The organism is Duganella sp. GW821-FHT01E12, assembly GCF_059422325.1.
Map to the genome: position 1 here is coordinate 42,998 of NZ_JBWKWR010000006.1, position 17,841 is coordinate 60,838.

General features: G+C 64.6%; 14 protein-coding genes. 7 read left to right on the plus strand and 7 right to left on the minus strand.

Translation table 11 applies throughout. From position 1 onward, the window contains the following. Positions 1–231 precede the first annotated feature (231 nt). From AC07WS_RS17845 to AC07WS_RS17875, 7 genes are all read left to right on the plus strand, one after another. Positions 232–1,059, plus strand: a complete 828-nt coding sequence (locus AC07WS_RS17845; protein WP_494730378.1) for an MHFG family PEP-CTERM protein — start codon at positions 232–234, stop codon at positions 1,057–1,059. Positions 1,060–1,220: 161 nt separating this feature from the next. Further along, entirely contained in the window at positions 1,221–2,042 is an 822-nt protein-coding gene (gene map, locus AC07WS_RS17850; RefSeq protein WP_494730379.1) for a type I methionyl aminopeptidase, read from the plus strand. Between the two features lie 22 nt (positions 2,043–2,064). Beyond that, complete coding sequence (locus AC07WS_RS17855; RefSeq protein ID WP_494730380.1) at positions 2,065–4,632, plus strand: [protein-PII] uridylyltransferase; 2,568 nt, start codon at positions 2,065–2,067, stop codon at positions 4,630–4,632. Between the two features lie 31 nt (positions 4,633–4,663). Further along, entirely contained in the window at positions 4,664–5,413 is a 750-nt protein-coding gene (locus AC07WS_RS17860; RefSeq protein WP_008449305.1) for a pseudouridine synthase, read from the plus strand. Between the two features lie 226 nt (positions 5,414–5,639). Next, positions 5,640–6,311 carry a flagellar brake protein gene (locus AC07WS_RS17865; protein ID WP_494730381.1) on the plus strand — a complete coding sequence of 224 codons (672 nt, stop codon included), beginning with the start codon at positions 5,640–5,642 and terminating at the stop codon, positions 6,309–6,311. A gap of 65 nt (positions 6,312–6,376) precedes the next feature. Then, on the plus strand, positions 6,377–9,793 hold the full coding sequence (locus AC07WS_RS17870; RefSeq protein ID WP_494730382.1) for a hybrid sensor histidine kinase/response regulator: 3,417 nt from the start codon (positions 6,377–6,379) through the stop codon (positions 9,791–9,793). Continuing rightward, positions 9,777–10,730 carry a response regulator gene (locus AC07WS_RS17875; protein WP_494730383.1) on the plus strand — a complete coding sequence of 318 codons (954 nt, stop codon included), beginning with the start codon at positions 9,777–9,779 and terminating at the stop codon, positions 10,728–10,730. Before AC07WS_RS17870 ends, AC07WS_RS17875 begins: the two co-directional genes overlap by 17 nt. Here AC07WS_RS17875 and AC07WS_RS17880 read toward each other — a convergent pair. The 7 genes from AC07WS_RS17880 to urtA form a co-directional block, all read right to left on the minus strand. After that, on the minus strand, positions 10,672–11,268 hold the full coding sequence (locus AC07WS_RS17880; RefSeq protein ID WP_494730384.1) for a trimeric intracellular cation channel family protein: 597 nt from the start codon (positions 11,266–11,268) through the stop codon (positions 10,672–10,674). The two genes, AC07WS_RS17875 and AC07WS_RS17880, sit on opposite strands and share 59 nt — an antisense overlap. Before the next feature lie 86 nt (positions 11,269–11,354). After that, a complete protein-coding gene (locus tag AC07WS_RS17885; protein WP_494730385.1) occupies positions 11,355–12,203 on the minus strand; it encodes a hypothetical protein in 849 nt (282 codons plus the stop codon). 135 nt (positions 12,204–12,338) lie between these two features. Continuing rightward, a complete protein-coding gene (urtE, locus tag AC07WS_RS17890) occupies positions 12,339–13,037 on the minus strand; it encodes an urea ABC transporter ATP-binding subunit UrtE (protein WP_494730386.1) in 699 nt (232 codons plus the stop codon). Positions 13,038–13,042: 5 nt separating this feature from the next. Further along, complete coding sequence (gene urtD, locus AC07WS_RS17895; RefSeq protein ID WP_494730387.1) at positions 13,043–13,852, minus strand: urea ABC transporter ATP-binding protein UrtD; 810 nt, start codon at positions 13,850–13,852, stop codon at positions 13,043–13,045. After that, positions 13,849–14,931, minus strand: a complete 1,083-nt coding sequence (gene urtC / locus AC07WS_RS17900) for an urea ABC transporter permease subunit UrtC (protein ID WP_494730388.1) — start codon at positions 14,929–14,931, stop codon at positions 13,849–13,851. The genes urtD and urtC overlap by 4 nt, the downstream gene beginning before the upstream one ends. Continuing rightward, positions 14,928–16,502 carry an urea ABC transporter permease subunit UrtB gene (gene urtB, locus AC07WS_RS17905; RefSeq protein WP_494730389.1) on the minus strand — a complete coding sequence of 525 codons (1,575 nt, stop codon included), beginning with the start codon at positions 16,500–16,502 and terminating at the stop codon, positions 14,928–14,930. Before urtB ends, urtC begins: the two co-directional genes overlap by 4 nt. An 85-nt stretch (positions 16,503–16,587) precedes the next feature. Further along, entirely contained in the window at positions 16,588–17,787 is a 1,200-nt protein-coding gene (gene urtA, locus AC07WS_RS17910) for an urea ABC transporter substrate-binding protein (RefSeq protein ID WP_494730659.1), read from the minus strand. Between the last annotated feature and the right edge of the window lie 54 nt (positions 17,788–17,841).

Consider the following 17,841-nt stretch of genomic DNA (forward strand, 5'->3'; position numbering starts at 1 on the left):
TTCTACCCTGAAAACAGCCACTTAGGCAAGCACCACACGCCTGCGCCGCCCTCGCGCCCCAAATCGGTGCGCCACGCCAAAATTTTGCACCCGCTTGTTGCATATCAATTTCCAAGCTTAAATTTTTGAGCATAAGTAATGATTTTGTAATATCATGCTGAAAACTAAAATTACATATGATTAATAGATATTGATTTGCAAGACTCAAATCCTTGATGAAGGAGCAACCCCATGTCCATCCTGTTAGCCGTGACGCTTGCCGCAGCCTCCACTGTCCAGCCTAGTTGCTCCTGGGATCATCCGGGTGTCAACCCCTACACCGGCCAGACCTCCGCCGCCATCGACCGCTACACCGACATCCCGGCCGCCGTGCGCAGCACGCTCAAGCGCCGCATGGAAGAAGGCCAGTCCGACGACCAGGTCACCATCACCCGCGACGGCATCAACGGCAAGAACAAGTACGATCCGGCCATCCGCGACATGCACTTCGGCGCCGCCTCGGTGTGCGCCACCGTCACCCGCAGCAAATGGAGCGCGCAGCGCCAGGAACCGGGCGCGGTCTACTGCGTCGACCAGCACTGCATCCTGGTGCCCAAGATTTGCGGCAACGTCAGCCGCATCAGCCGCAAGCCGGACGCCGTCGCCAAGGCGCCGGTGGTGGCGCCGCCTCCGGTGGCCAAGCTGGGCAACAAACTGGGCGACAAGGACCTGGGCCTGGTCGACGCCGAACCCTACGAGCCGGAGGAATTGACCGAAAAAGAACTGGCCGACCGTGCTCGCCAGCAACGCCAAGCCGCCCTGGACGCCGCCAAGCAGGCCAAACCGGGCGTCGGAGAGTATGAACTGCCTGAAACGTTCGAATTCGAGACCGACCCCGACGGCAACCTGGTCATCATCGACCCGCGCCCGCTGCCGCCCTTCCTGCCGGGCGGCGACGGCGACGGCATCTCGCCGAGCCCGACCGCCGTGCCGGAAGCCGACACCTGGGCCATGCTGCTGGCCGGCCTGGGCATCCTGGGCGTGGCCGCGCGCCGCCGCCAGCGCCGCCAACCGGACTGAATCCCACGGGTGCCCGTGCGCCGCGCCGGGCACCACCCTTGCATTCCCGAGCGGGGCCGCCCCGCGTCGTTTATAATTTCAACATATTTGCACGCCGCGAGCCGATCCGATCCGCTCGCCGCCTGCGTTTTTACCGTTTACTTTGCTGATTGCGATCCACTATGTCTATTTCCATTAAATCCGCCGAAGATATCGCTGGCATGCGCGTGGCCGGCCGCCTGGGCTCCGAAGTGCTGGACTACATCACGCCCTTCGTCAAGGCCGGCGTGACCACCGGCGAACTGGATCGCCTCTGCCACGAATACATGGTCAACGTGCAGGGCACCATCCCGGCACCGCTGAACTACTGCCCGCCCGGCTACACGCCCTACCCCAAGGCCATCTGCACCTCGGTCAACGACGTCATCTGCCACGGCATCCCCGGCGACAAGGTGCTCAAGAACGGCGACGTGGTCAACCTCGACATCACCGTCATCAAGGACGGCTACCACGGCGACAACAGCCGCATGTTCTTCATCGGCGAACCGTCGATCCTGGCCAAGCGCCTGTCCGACATCACCTACGAGTGCATGTGGCTGGGCATCTCCAAGGTCAAGCCGGGCGCCCGCCTGGGCGACATCGGCCACGTGATCCAGCAGCACGCGGAAAAGGCCGGCTACAGCGTGGTGCGCGAGTTCTGCGGCCACGGCATCGGCAAGATCTTCCACGAGGAACCGCAGGTGCTGCACTACGGCCGCCCCGGCACGCTCGACGAGCTGCAGCCGGGCATGATCTTCACCATCGAGCCGATGATCAACGCCGGCAAGCGCGAGATCCGCGAAATGGGCGACGGCTGGACCATCAAAACCAAGGACCGCAGCCTGTCGGCCCAGTGGGAACACACCATCCTGGTCACCGAGACCGGCTACGAGGTGCTGACGCTGTCGGCCGGCAGCCCGCCGCCGCCGGCGTTCATTACCAACGCCGCTGCCGTCGCGGCATAGGTCCGGGATGCCAGCCGCGGCGATGAAGAAGGAACTGCGCGAACAACTCAAGCGCCAGCTGAAGGCCGACCGCCAGGTCGTCATCGCCGGCTTCCAGGCGGACGGCATGCCGGAGAAGCTGCTGCGCAGCCTGCGCCAGAGCGTGGACGCGGTGCTGACCACGGCCTGGCACGAGGCCCGGCTGCCGGCCAACACCGCGCTGGTCGGCGTGGGCGGCTACGGCCGCGGCGAGCTGTTCCCCTATTCCGACGTCGACCTGCTGATCCTGCTGGAACAGGCGCCGGACGCCGCCACAACCGCCAAGCTGGAGGAACTGGTGCAGCTGCTGTGGGACCTGGGCCTGGAGATCGGCCACAGCATCCGCACCGTGGACGAGTGCCTGAGCGAATCGGCGGCCGACATCACCGTGCAGACCAGCCTGCTGGAAGCGCGCCTGATCGTCGGCGACGAGCCGCTGTTCCAGCAACTGCAGCAGCGCTACCAGGCGGCGATGGACCCGCGCGCCTTCTTCCACGCCAAGGTGCTGGAGATGCGCCAGCGCCACGCCAAGTACGAGGACACCGCCTTCAGCCTGGAGCCGAACTGCAAGGAAAGCCCGGGCGGCCTGCGCGACCTGCAGGTGATCCTGTGGATGGTCAAGGCCGCCGGCCTGGCCAACTCGTGGCGCACGCTGGCCACCAGCGGCCTGATCACGCAGACCGAGGCCAAGCAGCTGATGGAAAAGGAGCGCGCCTTCAAGGACATCCGCGTGCGCCTGCACCTGCACGCCGGCCGCCGCGAGGACCGCCTGGTGTTCGACGTGCAGACCGCGATCGCCGAGTCGCTGGGCCTGCAGGCCACCGGCAGCGGCGTCAACATGCGCCGCGCCAGCGAGTACCTGATGCAGCGCTACTACTGGGCCGCCAAGACCGTCACGCAACTGAACACCATCCTGCTGCAGAACATCGAGGAACGGCTGTTCCCCAAGTCGGGCGAGGCGGTGCGCATCAACGAGCGCTTCAACGACGTCAACGGCCTGATCGACATCAGCGACGACGACACCTTCGCCACCACGCCGTCGGCGATGCTGGAGATCTTCGTGCTGATGACCGAGCGCCCTTCGCTGCAAGGGATGACCTCGCGCACCATGCGCGCGCTGTGGCACGAGCGCTTCAAGATCGACGCCGCCTTCCGCGCCGATCCGGTCAACCGCGCGCTGTTCCTGCGCATCATGCAGGCGCCGGTGGGCATCATCCACGCGCTGCGCCGCATGAACGACCTGTCCATCCTGGGCCGCTACCTGCCCAACTTCCGCAAGATCGTCGGCCAGATGCAGCACGACCTGTTCCACGTCTACACGGTGGACCAGCACATCCTGATGGTGGTGCGTAATATGCGCCGCTTCACGATGGCCGAGCACGCGCACGAATACCCGTTCTGCAGCCAGCTGATGGCCAACTTCCCGCAGCCGTGGCTGCTGTACCTGGGCGCGCTGTTCCACGACATCGCCAAGGGCCGCGGCGGCGACCACTCCAAGCTGGGCACGGTCGACGCCGAACAGTTCTGCGTCGAGCACGGCCTGAGCGCCGAGGACACCGAGCTGGTGGTATTCCTGGTCGAGAACCACCTGACCATGTCGCAGGTGGCGCAGAAGCAGGACCTGTCGGACCCGGACGTCATCGCCGCCTTCGCCAGGGTGGTCAAGGACGAGCGCCACCTGACCGCGCTATACCTGCTGACGGTGGCCGACATCCGCGGCACCAGCCCCAAGGTGTGGAACGCGTGGAAGGCCAAGCTGCTCGAAGACCTGTACCGCATCACGCTGCGCGTGCTGGGCGGCGAGCCGCACAGCGCCGACCACGAACTGAAGAACCGCCAGCAGGAGGCGCTGGCCACGCTGCGCCTGTACGGCCTGCCGCCGGACGCGCACGAAGCGTTCTGGAAGCAGCTCGACGTCGCCTATTTCCTGCGCCACGACGCCTCCGACATCGCCTGGCAGACGCGCGCGCTGTACGACCGCTTCACCAGCGACAAGCCGGTGGTCAAGTGCCGCCTGGCGCCGATTGGCGAGGGCTTGCAGATCGCGGTCTACATCAAGGACCAGCCGGACCTGTTCGCGCGCATCTGCAGCTACTTCGACCGCAAGAACTTCAGCATCCTGGACGCCAAGATCCACACCACGCGCCACGGCTACGCGCTCGACACCTTCCTGGTGACCGAGCAGAGCTTCGCCAAGAGCTACCGCGACATCATCAGCCTGATCGAGCACGAGCTGTGCGCGCTGCTGACCAATCCGGAACCGCTGCCGGCGCCGGGCAAGGGCCGGCTGTCGCGGCTGTCGCGCACCTTCCCGATCCAGCCGACGGTGGACCTGCGCCCGGACGAGCGCGGCCAGTACTACCTGCTGTCGGTGGCCGCCAACGACCGCACCGGCCTGCTGTATTCGATCGCCAACGTGCTCACCAAGTACAAGATCAACCTGCACACGGCCAAGGTGATGACGCTGGGCGAGCGCGTCGAGGACGTGTTCCTCATCGACGGCGCCACACTCAACAACGCCCGCAGCCAGATCCAGCTCGAAACCGACCTGCTGGACGCGATCAAGGTATAAACTTAGCTTCACCTTTCATAGAAAATGCATCATGTCCGAAGAATTATTACGCCTGTCCAAACGCATGTCCGAACTGGGCCTGTGCTCGCGCCGTGAGGCCGACGAGTGGATAGCGCGCGGCTGGGTACGGGTGGACGGCCAGGTCGTCTCCGAACTCGGCACCAAGATCTACCCGAGCCAGCGCGTCACCGTCGAGCGCCAGGCCGCCGCCGAGCAGTCCAAGCGCGTCACCGTACTGATCAACAAACCGATGGGCTACGTCAGCGGCCAGGCCGAGGACGGCTACCAGCCGGCCGTGGTGCTGGTCAAGCCGGAGAACCGCTGGCCGGACGATCCGTCGCCGGAGATCTTCCACCCGACCCAGCTGCGCTCGCTGGTGCCGGCCGGCCGCCTCGACATCGACTCGGTCGGCCTGCTGGTGCTGACCCAGGACGGCCGCGTGGCCAAACACCTGATCGGCGAGACCACCGACGTCGACAAGGAATACCTGGTGCGCGTCGAATACACCAAACCGGGCAAGCTGCCGGACAGCGACCTGAAAAAGCTCAACCACGGCCTGTGGATGGACGGCAAGCCGCTGCTGCCGGCCAAGGTGCGCTGGCAGAACGACGACCAGCTCAGCTTCACGCTGCGCGAAGGCAAGAAACGCCAGATCCGCCGCATGTGCGACATGGTCGGCCTCAAGGTTGTCGGTTTGAAACGTGTGCGCATCGGCAAGGTCAAGCTGGGCGACCTGCCGGTGGGCCAGTGGCGCTATCTGCGCCCCGAAGAACAGTTCTGATCAGGCCGGCGTGGACCAGAACGCACAGTGAGCTAAATATTCTTGCTATTTAGCAAGCCAAGAGCGCGAATAGATTGTAAACTGTGTGGATCGACCTCGCATCGTAGAGTCATTACCAAAGAGATATGCCGTCGTGAACGATCCTATACCGAATGAATTTCGCCGCGGCCCGCCCAGCCTAAAAGATGCTGTGGAACCCATACCGGCGGGTTCGAAGCCGCACGAGATGACCGATGAGCATGACATCGGCGATTCCCTGACTTTGCTCGCCGACAACGGCGACCCGATCTCGATTTATCCGTCCAGCACCACCAACGTGGTGATGGCGCGCATCAAGTCGGTCGACCCCGAGAACCCTTACTTTGTGCTGGAACTGAACGAGGGCGAATTCCTGCCGCCCGGCGACGCCGTGTTCGTGGCCTGGCTGCGCTCGGCCAAGATCCAGTTCAAGCTCAGTTCTCCGGACTGGGCCTGCACGCCGGGCCAGCCGACGCTGATCCCGCTGGAGTTCCCGCTCAAATGCCAGGTGCTGAACCGCCGCGCCTCGACCCGGCTGGAAACCCCGCTGGGCATCTACTACATGGCCTCGTTTGTCCTGAACGGCAAGCCCTACGAGCTGCAGCTGTACGACTTCTCGGCCGGCGGCGTCGGCATGCGGGCGCCGCCGCGCGACTGCGTCGGCCTGTACGTCGGCCGCAAGCTGCAGCGCGTGCGGCTGGAGCTGGGCCCGGATTCGGTGATGATCGCCGACCTGGAGATCCGCCTATCGCGCACCTTCCGCTCCTTCCTGCTGGGCGAGCAGGTGCAGATCGGCTGCCAGTTCCTCAACCTGTCGCCGTCGATGCAGGAAGAGCTGGCCCGCCTGCTGGACAAACTCAACCACGCCAAACAGCGCTGAACTTGCCGGGCATGCAACTTGCTTAAAAAAGCAGCTTAAACAGCTGCTTTTTTTATGGGCCCGGCATGACAACAACAGAGACCGAACCGACGCAACGCATCGTCAAGATCCGGCGCGACTACAACACCTGGGTGGCCAGCGAAACCATCGAGGACTACGCGCTGCGCTACACGCCGCGCGCGTTCCGCAAATGGTCGGTGTTCCGGGTCTCGAACACGGCCTTCGGCGCGATCTCCTTCCTGGTGCTGGAGGCGATCGGCGGCACCATCACCGTCAACTACGGCTTCATCAACGCGCTGTGGGCCATCATGGCGGTCGGCCTGATCATCTTCCTCACCGGCCTGCCGATCAGCTACTACGCCGCCACCTACGGCGTCGACATGGACCTGCTGACGCGCGGCGCCGGCTTCGGCTACATCGGCTCGACCATCTCGTCGTTTGTGTACGCCTCGTTCACCTTCATCCTGTTCGCGCTGGAGGCGGCCATCATGGCCTACGCGCTGGAGCTGTACTTCCACCTGCCGCTCTACCTCGGCTACATGGTCAGCGCGCTGATCGTGATCCCGCTGGTGACGCACGGCGTCACGCTGATCAGCCGCATCCAGATGCTCACGCAGCCGGTGTGGCTGGTGCTCATGGCCCTGCCCTTCATCGCCATCCTGCACAAGCAGCCGCAGTTGCTGCCGCAGCTGCTGCGCTACGCCGGCCGCTCCGGCGAGAACGGCCACTTCAACGTGCTGATGTTCGGCGCCGCCACGGCGGTCGGCGTGGCGCTGATCACGCAGATCGGCGAGCAGGTCGACTTCCTGCGCTTCATGCCGCAGAAGACCGCCACCAACCGCTTCCGCTGGCACATGGGCGTGCTGATCGCGGGGCCGGGCTGGATACTGCTCGGCATCGCCAAGATGCTGGGCGGCGCGCTGCTGGCCTTCCTGGCAGTGAGCAGCGCGGTGCCGCTGGCGCAGGCCGTCAACCCGACGCAGATGTACCTGGCCGGCTTCGGCCAGGTGTTCGCCAACCCGTCGGCGGCGCTGCTGGCCACCGCGCTGCTGGTGGTGATCTCGCAGGTCAAGATCAACATGACCAACGCCTATGCGGGCTCGCTGGCCTGGTCCAACTTCTTCGCGCGGCTCACGCACAGCCATCCGGGGCGCGTGGTGTGGGCCGTGTTCAACGCGCTGATCGCCGTGCTGCTGATGGAGCTGGACGTGTTCCAGGCGCTCGACCAGGTGCTCGGCCTGTACTCCAACATCGCCATCTCGTGGATCACGGCGGTGGTGGCGGACCTGGTGGTCAACAAGCCGCTGGGCCTGAGCCCCAAGGGCATCGAGTTCCGCCGCGCCTACCTGTACGACATCAACCCGGTCGGCGTCGGGGCCATGCTGCTGGCGTCCGCGCTGTCGGTGGCGGCGTTCATGGGATTGTTCGGCCACCAGGCGCAGGCCTTCTCCGCCTTCATCGCGCTGCTGACCGCCTTCGTGGCCTCGCCGCTGATCGCCGTCGCCACCAAGGGCAAGTACTATATCGCCCGCAAGCCGGTGCACGTGCACAGCAAGACCTGCGTGATCTGCGAGAAGGAGTACGAGTCCGAGGACATGGCGCACTGCCCCGCCTATCAAGGCTCGATCTGTTCCCTGTGCTGCTGCCTGGACGCGCGCTGCAACGACATCTGCAAGCCGCACGCAAAGGTGTCGTCGCAATGGCAGGCGGCGATGAAGGCGATGCTGCCCAGATCGCTGTGGCGTTACCTGAGCAGCGGGCTGGGACACTACCTGCTGCTGATGATCGTGACGGTGCTGTTCTTCGGCGCGCTGCTCGGCCTGATCTACTACCACGAACAATCCGTGCTGCCGGCCGGCGACGCCGCGCTGCTGCCGCAACTGCGGCTGGTGTTCTTCAAGATCTTCGCGGCGCTGCTGCTCACCAGCGGCATCGTGGCCTGGTGGCTGGTGCTGACCAGCGAGAGCCGGCGCGTGGCGCAGGAGGAGTCGAACCGCCAGACCGGCCTGCTGACGCGCGAGATCGAGCTGCACGGCCAGACCGACGCCCAGCTGCAGCAGGCCAAGAAGACCGCCGACCTGGCCAACCAGGCCAAGAGCCGCTACATCGCCGGCATCAGCCACGAGATCCGCACGCCGCTCAATTCCATCCTCGGCTACGCGCAGCTGCTGGACAACGACCCGTCGATACCGGAGCACCGCCAGCAGGCGATCCGCGTGATCCGCAGCAGCGGCGAGCACCTGCTGTCGCTGATCGAAGGGACGCTGGACATCGCCCGCATCGAAGGCGGTAAATTCAACTTCGACATGAAGGAGCTGAACTTCCCCGACTTCATCGGCCAGATCGTGCGCATGTTCGAACTGCAGGCGGCCAACAAGGGCCTGGCCTTCCGCTACGAGCTGACCGGCGTGCTGCCGCGCATCGTGCGCGCCGACCGCAAGCGGCTCGGGCAGATCCTCATCAACATCCTCGGCAACGCGGTCAAGTTCACCAGCGATGGCGGCATCGTGCTGCGGCTGCAGTACGCGCGCGAGATGGCCTCGTTCGAAATCGAGGACTCCGGCCCCGGCATCCTGCAGGAGGAGATCGACCATATCTTCGAGCCCTTCTCGCGCGGCAGCGCCAGCGCGCACGCCAACGCCAGCGGCACCGGCCTTGGCCTGCCGATCTCCAAGATGCTCACGCAGCTGATGGGCGGCGAACTGAATATCCGCAGCACGCCGCGGCAAGGCAGCGTGTTCCACATCCGCCTGTTCCTGCCCAGCGTGCACGCATCCGCCCGCGAGCTGCGGCAGATGGAGCAGCCGGCGGCGCAGCGCAGCGGCTATCGCGGCACACGGCGCCGCATCCTGGTGGTGGACAACGAGCGGGTGGACCGCGAGATGCTGCTCAACATCCTGCAGCCGCTGGGCTTCGAGGTGGCGCTGGCCGAATCCGGCCTGGAATGCCTGGACCTGCACGCCTCTTTCCAGCCGGACCTGATCCTGATGGACCTGGCCATGCCGGCGATGGACGGTTGGGAGGCCAGCTACATCCTGCGCCGCCGCCAGCTGTCGCAGGTGCCGATCGCCATCGTCTCCGCCAACGCCTTCGACAAGGGCATGGAAAACGCGGCCGGAATCACGGCGGCGGACTTCATTGTCAAGCCGGTCAACGTGGCAGAGCTGCTGGACTGGATAGGCCAGCGCCTGTCGCTGGAATGGATCACGCAGCCGTCCATCAACATCGAGGTGGCGGGCGGCCTGACCGCGCCGGAGCTCAAGCAGCTGGTGCTGCCGCCCACCGCACACCTGCAAGCCTTGAATGAGCTGGTCCGCATCGGCTACGTGCGCGGCATCCAGAACAAGCTCGATGAAATCAGCGCGCTCGATGGGCGCTACCTGCACTTCACTCAAACCATGCGCAACTACGCCGCCCGCTTCCAGCTGGACGCGATGGCCGACTACCTCCGAAAGAACCAGAACGATGAACTTCAACACTGACCGCGCCGTCGTCCTGGTGGTGGACGACGTGCCGGAAAACCTGGCCGTGCTGCACGACGCGCTGGACGAATCGGGCTACACGGTGCTGGTGGCGAACAACGGCGAGACGGCCCTGCAGCGCGCCGCCGAGGCGCAGCCGGACATCATCCTGCTAGACGCCGTCATGGCTGGCATGGACGGCTTCGAAACCTGCCGCCATCTAAAAGCCAGCCTGGCCACGCGCCACATTCCGGTGGTGTTCATGACGGGGCTGACGGAAGCGGAGCATGTGGTGGCGGCCTTCGCGGCTGGCGGCAACGACTACGTCAGCAAGCCGCTGCGCACCAGCGAGGTGCTGGTGCGGATCGCCGCCCACATGCAGACGGCGCGCCTGATGGACCAGGCCCGCAGCGCATTGGATGCCTTCGGCAACGCGGTGATCGCGATGACGCCGCGCGACGGCAAGATCGTCTGGCAAACGCCGCTGGCGCGCACGCTGATGCAGGGCTATTCGGTCGACACGGAACTGACGGCGTGGCTGGCGGCGACGCAGCTGGCGCACAGCCAGGGCCAGTCGCATCCGCCGCTGACGCTGCAGCGGGCCAGCCGCCGCCTGATCTTCTCGGCCGCGGAGTTCAGCGAAAACGAGCAGTGGATGATCGTGCTGCGCGAGGAATCGGACAGCGCGCAGATCGAAAAGCTGATGGCATCCTTCAAACTGACGCAGCGCGAATCGGAGGTGCTCAACTGGGTCATCAAGGGCAAGACCAACCGCGACATCGGCGACATCCTGGGCACCAGCCCGCGCACCGTGAACAAGCACCTGGAACACGTATTCGTCAAACTGGGTGTGGAAACGCGCACCTCGGCGGCGGCGGTCGCGATGGGCAAGCTGCGGCTCAGAACGACGGCAGACGCAAGCCCAGTTGAATCGCCAGCAGGCGCACCACCACGATAGAAACCAGGCCGGCGCCGAAGGCCCAGCGCGGCGGCATGCCGGCCTTCTTCAGCAGGATGTACAGCAGGATGCCGGCGATGGCCGCCGTCGCGTAGATGTCCTGGCGCAGTATCAACGGCACCTTGGCGGCCAGGATGTCGCGCACCAAACCGCCGCCGACGCCGGTGAGTGTGCCCATCAGGATGACGATCAGCGCGCGGCAGCCCTGCGCCTCCGCCACCTTGGCGCCGGACATGGCGAACAGCGCCAGCCCCAGTGCGTCGGCGATCAGCAAGGCGTCGGTCGGTATCGGCAGCACCTGCACCCAGACGATGGTGAAGATGGCCGAGCCAACGATCACCAGCAGTGGCTTGGGGTCCTCGATCCAGAAGACCGGATGGCGGTTCAGCAGCAGGTCACGCACGGTGCCGCCGCCGATGGCGGTCATCGCGGCCAGCACCATCACTCCCAACAAATCCAGATGGGAAGCCATCGCCGCCAGCGTGCCACTGGCGGCGAAGACGGCAACGCCGATCAGATCGAGGATATAAAAAAGCAAACGCAACTCCACGGCAAACCTGACAAATAAAAAGGGACCGACACTTTATCAGCAATCGTAGCAGCGGCCAAATTCCGGGCGATTGTCTAGTGGCCCGGTTTCATGACGCGCTCAAGCAGCTGCTTGCCCTGCGCGGTCGCGAGTTTGACCTGTTCCGGCGTCAGCCCCTGCGACAACTGCTGCAGGAATTCGTCCGGAAGCGGATTGGCGATCGACGCCGGAGCGCTGTAAAGCAGACTTTCATAGTAGCCGTGTACCGCGGTCGCAAAGCGCAACGCCGATAGCGGATGCTGCTTTGCCAGTTCGGCGTCCTCCTTGTACTCGCCAACCAACGCAATCATGCTGTGGATGCGGCCCTGCTGGGCCTGAGCCTCCAGGTAGCCAAGCGCCTCCGCCTTCCACGCCAGCACCAAGGGATCGTCGGGCCGCGACGTCAACGCCGACGGATCGCCGAACGGGCCGGCTTGCAGGAAGCCCAGGTCCGCGCTATCGACGCCGGCCTTGACCGCCACGGCCAGATGCTCCAACCGCGCGGTCTTCATCCGCTCGGTCAAATCCGCGCACAGCAGTTTTTTCGCAAACTTCTCGGCGTCGTTCGGCGGCCGCATGAAGTCCCCGTCGGGGACGCCCGTGTGGCCGGTGCTTTGAAAATTGATACAGGTCTGCACCAGCCAGAAAGCGTCGTAGGCGTCCGCTGGCCGGCCGGTGGCGATCAACTGATCCACCTGCTGGGAGAGGCTGCGGCGCAGGTCGGGCATGGGCATGGAGGGCAGGCCTTGCTGGACGCGCGGACGGGCCTCCGCGAGTGTGGCATGGTCCGGCGCACGCTGCGTGAACGCTCCCGTATCGCCGGGAGGGCGACTCGACGTCCAGTACAACACAACCAGCAAGAGTGGCACCAGCAAAAATACATAACGCGTCAGTTGCGGTTTCATGGTTTCTTCAATGTGGCAAGACGAGAAATGTAGCATAAAATACAAGCACCAAAATGCACGCTTTCTCACGGCTTGTCTCACGCCCCACCGAGGCAACGCCAATCAATGGCGCCGCGCAGGCACGCCCCGCAACCTTCAGACAGCCAGGTGGCGCTTGACTTCCGGGTCGCTCATCGCCGTCTGCGGGCCGGATGCCACCACCTCGCCGCGCGATAGCACGATGAACTGGTCGGCCAGTTCGTGGGCGAAATCGAAGTACTGCTCGCACAGCAGGATGGCCATGTCGCCGCGCTGGCGCAGCAGCCGGATCACGTTGCCGATGTCCTTGATGATGGAGGGCTGGATGCCTTCGGTCGGCTCGTCGAGGATAATCAGCTTGGGCTCCGCCAGCAGCGCCCGCGCGATCGCCAGTTGCTGCTGCTGGCCGCCGGACAGGTCGCCGCCGCGCCGGTGCAGCATGTCCTTCAACACCGGGAACAATTCGTACACCTCGCCCTTGATGGTGGACGCCTTCCTGCCGCTGTGCGTGGCGAGGCCCATCAGCAGGTTCTCCTCCACCGTCAGCCGCGCGAAGATCTCGCGTCCCTGCGGCACGTAGGCGATGCCGGCCCGCGCGCGCTGGTGCGGCGCCATGCGCGTGATGTCGCGCCCTTCCAGCCTGACCGCGCCAGCAGATACGGGCAGAACGCCCATCAGGCATTTGAGCAGCGTGGTCTTGCCCACGCCGTTGCGGCCCAACAGCGCCATGCACTTGCCCCGCTCCAGTTCCAGCGACACGCCGCGCAGCGTGTGCGAGGAGCCGTAGTACTGATTGATTTTTTCGACTTGCAGCATATTCGTCAGCGCCCCAGATAAACTTCAATCACCCGCTCGTCGGACTGCACTTGCGCCATCGTGCCCTGCGCCAGCACCGAGCCTTCGTGCAGCACCGTCACCACGCCCTGCTGCGCGATCTCCGTCACGAACGCCATGTCGTGCTCCACCACCATGATCGAATGCTTGCCGCGCAATTCGTTGAGCAGCTCCGCCGTGCGCGCCGTTTCGGCGTCGGACATGCCGGCCACCGGTTCATCGAGCAGGATCAGTTGCGGTTCCTGCATCAGCAGCATGCCGATCTCCAGCCACTGCTTCTGCCCATGCGACAGCAGGCCCGCAGGCCGCCGCTCGCTGCCGTTCAGGCGTATCAGCTTAAGGATCTCGTCGATCTTGCCGCGCTGTTCGGACGACAGGCGCGCGAACAAGGTGGGCCGCACGCGCTTGTCGGTCTTCATCGCCAGTTCGAGATTTTCAAACACCGTGTGCTGCTCGAAGATGGTCGGGCGCTGGAACTTGCGGCCTATTCCAGCGTGCGCGATCTGGTATTCCGTCATGCGGCTCAGGTCCATGGTCTGACCGAAGAACGCCGTGCCGGAGGTCGGCCGCGTCTTGCCGGTGATGACGTCCATCATGGTGGTCTTGCCCGCGCCGTTAGGACCGATGATGCATCGCAGCTCGCCCACCGAAATGTCCAGGCTCAGTTTATTCAGGGCGCGGAAACCGTCGAACGACACCGTGATTTCTTCCAGATACAGGATGGCGCCGTGCGTGGTGTCCAGCCCAGGCTCCGCCACGCGCCCCGACGAGATGTTCAAATGTTCGTTGGCGCTCATGCCTGCTCCTTGCGCCAGCGCGCGGCCAGTCCCGCCAGCCCTTGCGGCAGGTAGCGCGTGACGAGGATGAAGATCAGGCCAAGCGCGAACAGCCACAGATTCGGAAAGGCGCCGGTGAACCAGCTTTTCAAACCGTTGACCGAGAACGCGCCGATGATGGGCCCCAGCAGCGTTCCGCGTCCGCCCACCGCCGCCCAGATCACCATCTCGATCGAATTCGCCGGCGACATCTCGGACGGGTTGATGATGCCGACCTGCGGCACGTACAGCGCGCCGGCGATCCCGCACAGCACCGCCGACAACGTCCACACGAACAGCTTGAACCACAGCGGGTTGTAGCCGATGAACATCAGCCGCGATTCCGAATCGCGCACCGCCTGCAGCACGCGCCCCAGCTTGGACTTGACGATCCAGCGGCACAGTAGCAGCGAGCCGGCCAGCATCGCCAGCGTGACCAGGTACAGCGTGGCCTTGGTGGCGGGTGCGCTGATGGAGTAGCCCAGTATCCGCTTGAAGTCCGTGAAGCCGTTGTTACCGCCAAAGCCGGTGTTATTCCGGAAGAACAGCAGCATGAAGGCATACGTCATGGCCTGCGTGATGATCGAGAAGTACACGCCCTTGATGCGAGAGCGGAAGGCAAAGAAGCCGAACACGAACGCCAGCACGCCCGGCACCAGCACCACCAGCGCAAGGCAGTACCAGAAGCTGTCGGTGGCGGTCCAGTACCAGGGATAGGTTTTCCAGTCGAGGAAGACCATGAAGTCCGGCAGGTCGCTCTGGTACACGCCTTCCCTGCCGATGGCGCGCATCAGGTACATGCCGTGCGCGTAGGCGCCCAGCGCGAAGAACACGCCGTGGCCCAGCGACAGGATGCCGGCATAGCCCCACACCATGTCGAGCGCCAGCGCCGCCAGCGCGTAGCACATGAATTTTCCGACCAGGCTGACCATGTAGCTTGGCACGTGCAGCGGATGTCCGTCCGCGAAGGCCAGGTTCAGCACAGGCAGCGCGGCCAGCACCACGCAGCAGGCGGCGATTCCGCTCCACGCCCGGTGCGAAAAGAGAGATGGTTGATTCATTCGGCGCTCCTGCCTTTCATGGCGAACAGGCCCTGCGGCCGCTTCTGGATAAACATGATGATGAAGACCAGGATGGCGATCTTGGCCAGCACCGCGCCCGCCACCGGTTCCAGGAATTTGTTCGCTTCGCCCAGTCCCAGCGCGGCGATGATGGTGCCCGCCAGTTGGCCGACGCCGCCCAGCACCACCACCATGAAGGAATCGACGATGTAGCTCTGGCCCAGGTCCGGCCCCACGTTACCCAGCTGCGACAAGGCCACGCCGCCCAGCCCCGCGATGCCGGAGCCCAGGCCGAAGGTCATCATGTCGATCTTCGCGGTGGACACGCCGACGCAACCAGCCATGCGGCGGTTCTGCATCACGGCGCGGACGAACAGGCCAAGCCGGGTTTTGTTCAATATCAGCCAGACGCCGGCCACCACCAGCAGCGCGAAGACGATGATGACGATGCGGTTGTAGGCCAGCACCAGCGAGCCAAGCACCGTCACGCCGCCCGACATCCACGATGGATTGGCCACTTCGACGTTCTGCGCGCCGAAGATGGTGCGCACCGCCTGCATCAGTATCAGGCTGATGCCCCAGGTGGCGAGCAGCGTTTCCAGCGGGCGGCCATAAAGCCAGCGGATCACAGTGCGCTCCAGCGCGATGCCGACTGCGGCCGTGACCAGAAAGGCGGCCGGCAGCGCGGCGATCAGATAGCAATCCACCGCCGAGGGGAAGTAGTTGCGGAAGCCGAGCTGACACAGGTAGGTCGTGTAAGCGCCTATCATCAGCAGCTCGCCGTGGGCCATGTTGATGATGCCCATCAGGCCGAAGGTGATGGCCAGGCCCAGTGCCGTCAGCAGCAGCACGCTGGCCAGCGAGATGCCGTAGAAGACGTTGCCGACAAATTCGGTGCGCGCGAGGCGGCTGTCCAGCGCCTGCAGGGTGTGGGCGGCGGCCACGCGTACAGCTTGATCTGGCTCCTTATCGCTCTGCATAGCGAGCAGCAGCGGACGCAGATTGGCGTTGCTGCTGTCGGCCAGCGCTTCGACGGAGGCCTTGCGCTTGGCGGCATCCGGCGATTGCAGGTTGGCGGTGCCGGCGACCAGCTGCAGCATGGTGCGGATGTCCGGGTCCTGTTCCTTCGCCAGCGCTTTTTCGATCAGCGGGGCCTGTGCCAGCGTGACGCTCCTTTGCAGCTCGGTGGCGGCGGCCAGACGCAGCGCGCGGTCTGACGAGAACAGTTTGAGTGCGGACAGCGCGTCGTCAACGGCGCCGCGCAGGCGGTTGTTGACCATCACGCCGTCCAGGCCCTCGGGTAGAGGGCCGGTTTCGCCGGTGGCCGGGTTGTAGGCTTTGTCGTCGCTGACGATGAAGATGCGGCCGTCCGGTGTGGCGTACAGCGCGTCGTTCTTGAGGGCCGTCAGCAGGCGGGTGGCGTCGTCGTTGGCCAGCGCGCCAATCTTGACGATGGCGTCGACGCGGGCGTCGGGGTCGCCGCCGGCCAAGGGGACCAGCAGCGCGCTGTCGATGGCGGCGTGCGCCGCGAAGGACAGCAGCAGGCAGGCCAGGAGCAGGAGTTTTTTCAAGATGCATTCCTCAGGTGATACCGTTTACCCCGCACAGCGGCGAACAGGGGTCTGACCCGACCGGGTCAGACCCCGCCTTACCGGGTTACAGCTTCTGCTTACCCTCATTACCCGGAATGTACGGACTCCAGGGATTCGCGCGCACCGGACCAGGCGTCTTCCACACGACGCTGAACTGGCCGTCGGGACGGATCTCGCCGATGAACACCGGCTTGTGCAAGTGGTGGTTGGTCGGGTCCATCGTCAACGTAAAGCCAGATGGCGCCTTGAAGGTCTGGCCGGCCATCGCCGCGATCACCTTGTCGGTGTCGGTCGATTTGGCCTTCTCCACCGCCTGCGCCCACATATGGATGCCGACGTAGGTCGCTTCCATCGGATCGTTGGTCACCACCGTGTTCGCGTTCGGCAGCTTCTTGGCGGCGGCATAAGCCTTCCACTTCTTGATGAATTCCGTATTCACCGGATTCTTCACCGACTCGAAGTAGTTCCACGCCGCCAGATGGCCCAGCAGCGGCTTGGTGTCTACGCCGCGCAGCTCCTCCTCACCCACAGAGAACGCCACCACCGGCACATCGGTCGCCTTCAGTCCCGCGTTGCCCAGCTCTTTGTAGAACGGCACGTTGGAATCGCCGTTGATGGTGGAGATTACCGCCGTCTTGCCGCCGGCCGAAAACTTCTTGATGTTGGCGACGATGGTCTGGTAATCCGAGTGGCCGAACGGCGTGTACACCTCGTCGATGTCGCTGTCTTTCACGCCCTTGCTCTTCAGGTAGGCGCGCAGGATCTTGTTGGTGGTGCGCGGATAAACGTAGTCGGTCCCCAGCAGCACGAAGCGCTTGGCGCCGCCGCCCTCCTTGCTCATCAGGTATTCCACGGCGGGTATGGCCTGCTGGTTGGGCGCCGCGCCGGTGTAGAACACGTTCTTCTCCAGCTCCTCGCCCTCGTACTGCACCGGGTAGAACAGCAGGCTATTGAGCTCCTTGAACACCGGCAGCACCGACTTGCGCGACACCGACGTCCAGCAGCCGAATACCACGGACACCTTGTCCTGTGCGATCAGGCCGCGCGCCTTTTCTGCGAACAGCGGCCAGTTGGAGGCCGGATCGACCACCACCGCCTCCAGCTTCTTGCCCATCACGCCGCCCTTGGCGTTGATTTCGTCGATGGTCATCAAGGCCACGTCCTTCAGCGACGTCTCGGAAATAGCCATCGTGCCGGACAGCGAGTGCAGGATGCCGACCTTGATGGTGTCGGCGGCGGATGCTTGCGCCCCGGCGGCCAGCATGGCGGTGGCTGCGGCGATGCGGCTCAGGGAGGCGATGAAATTGCGTCGATTTTG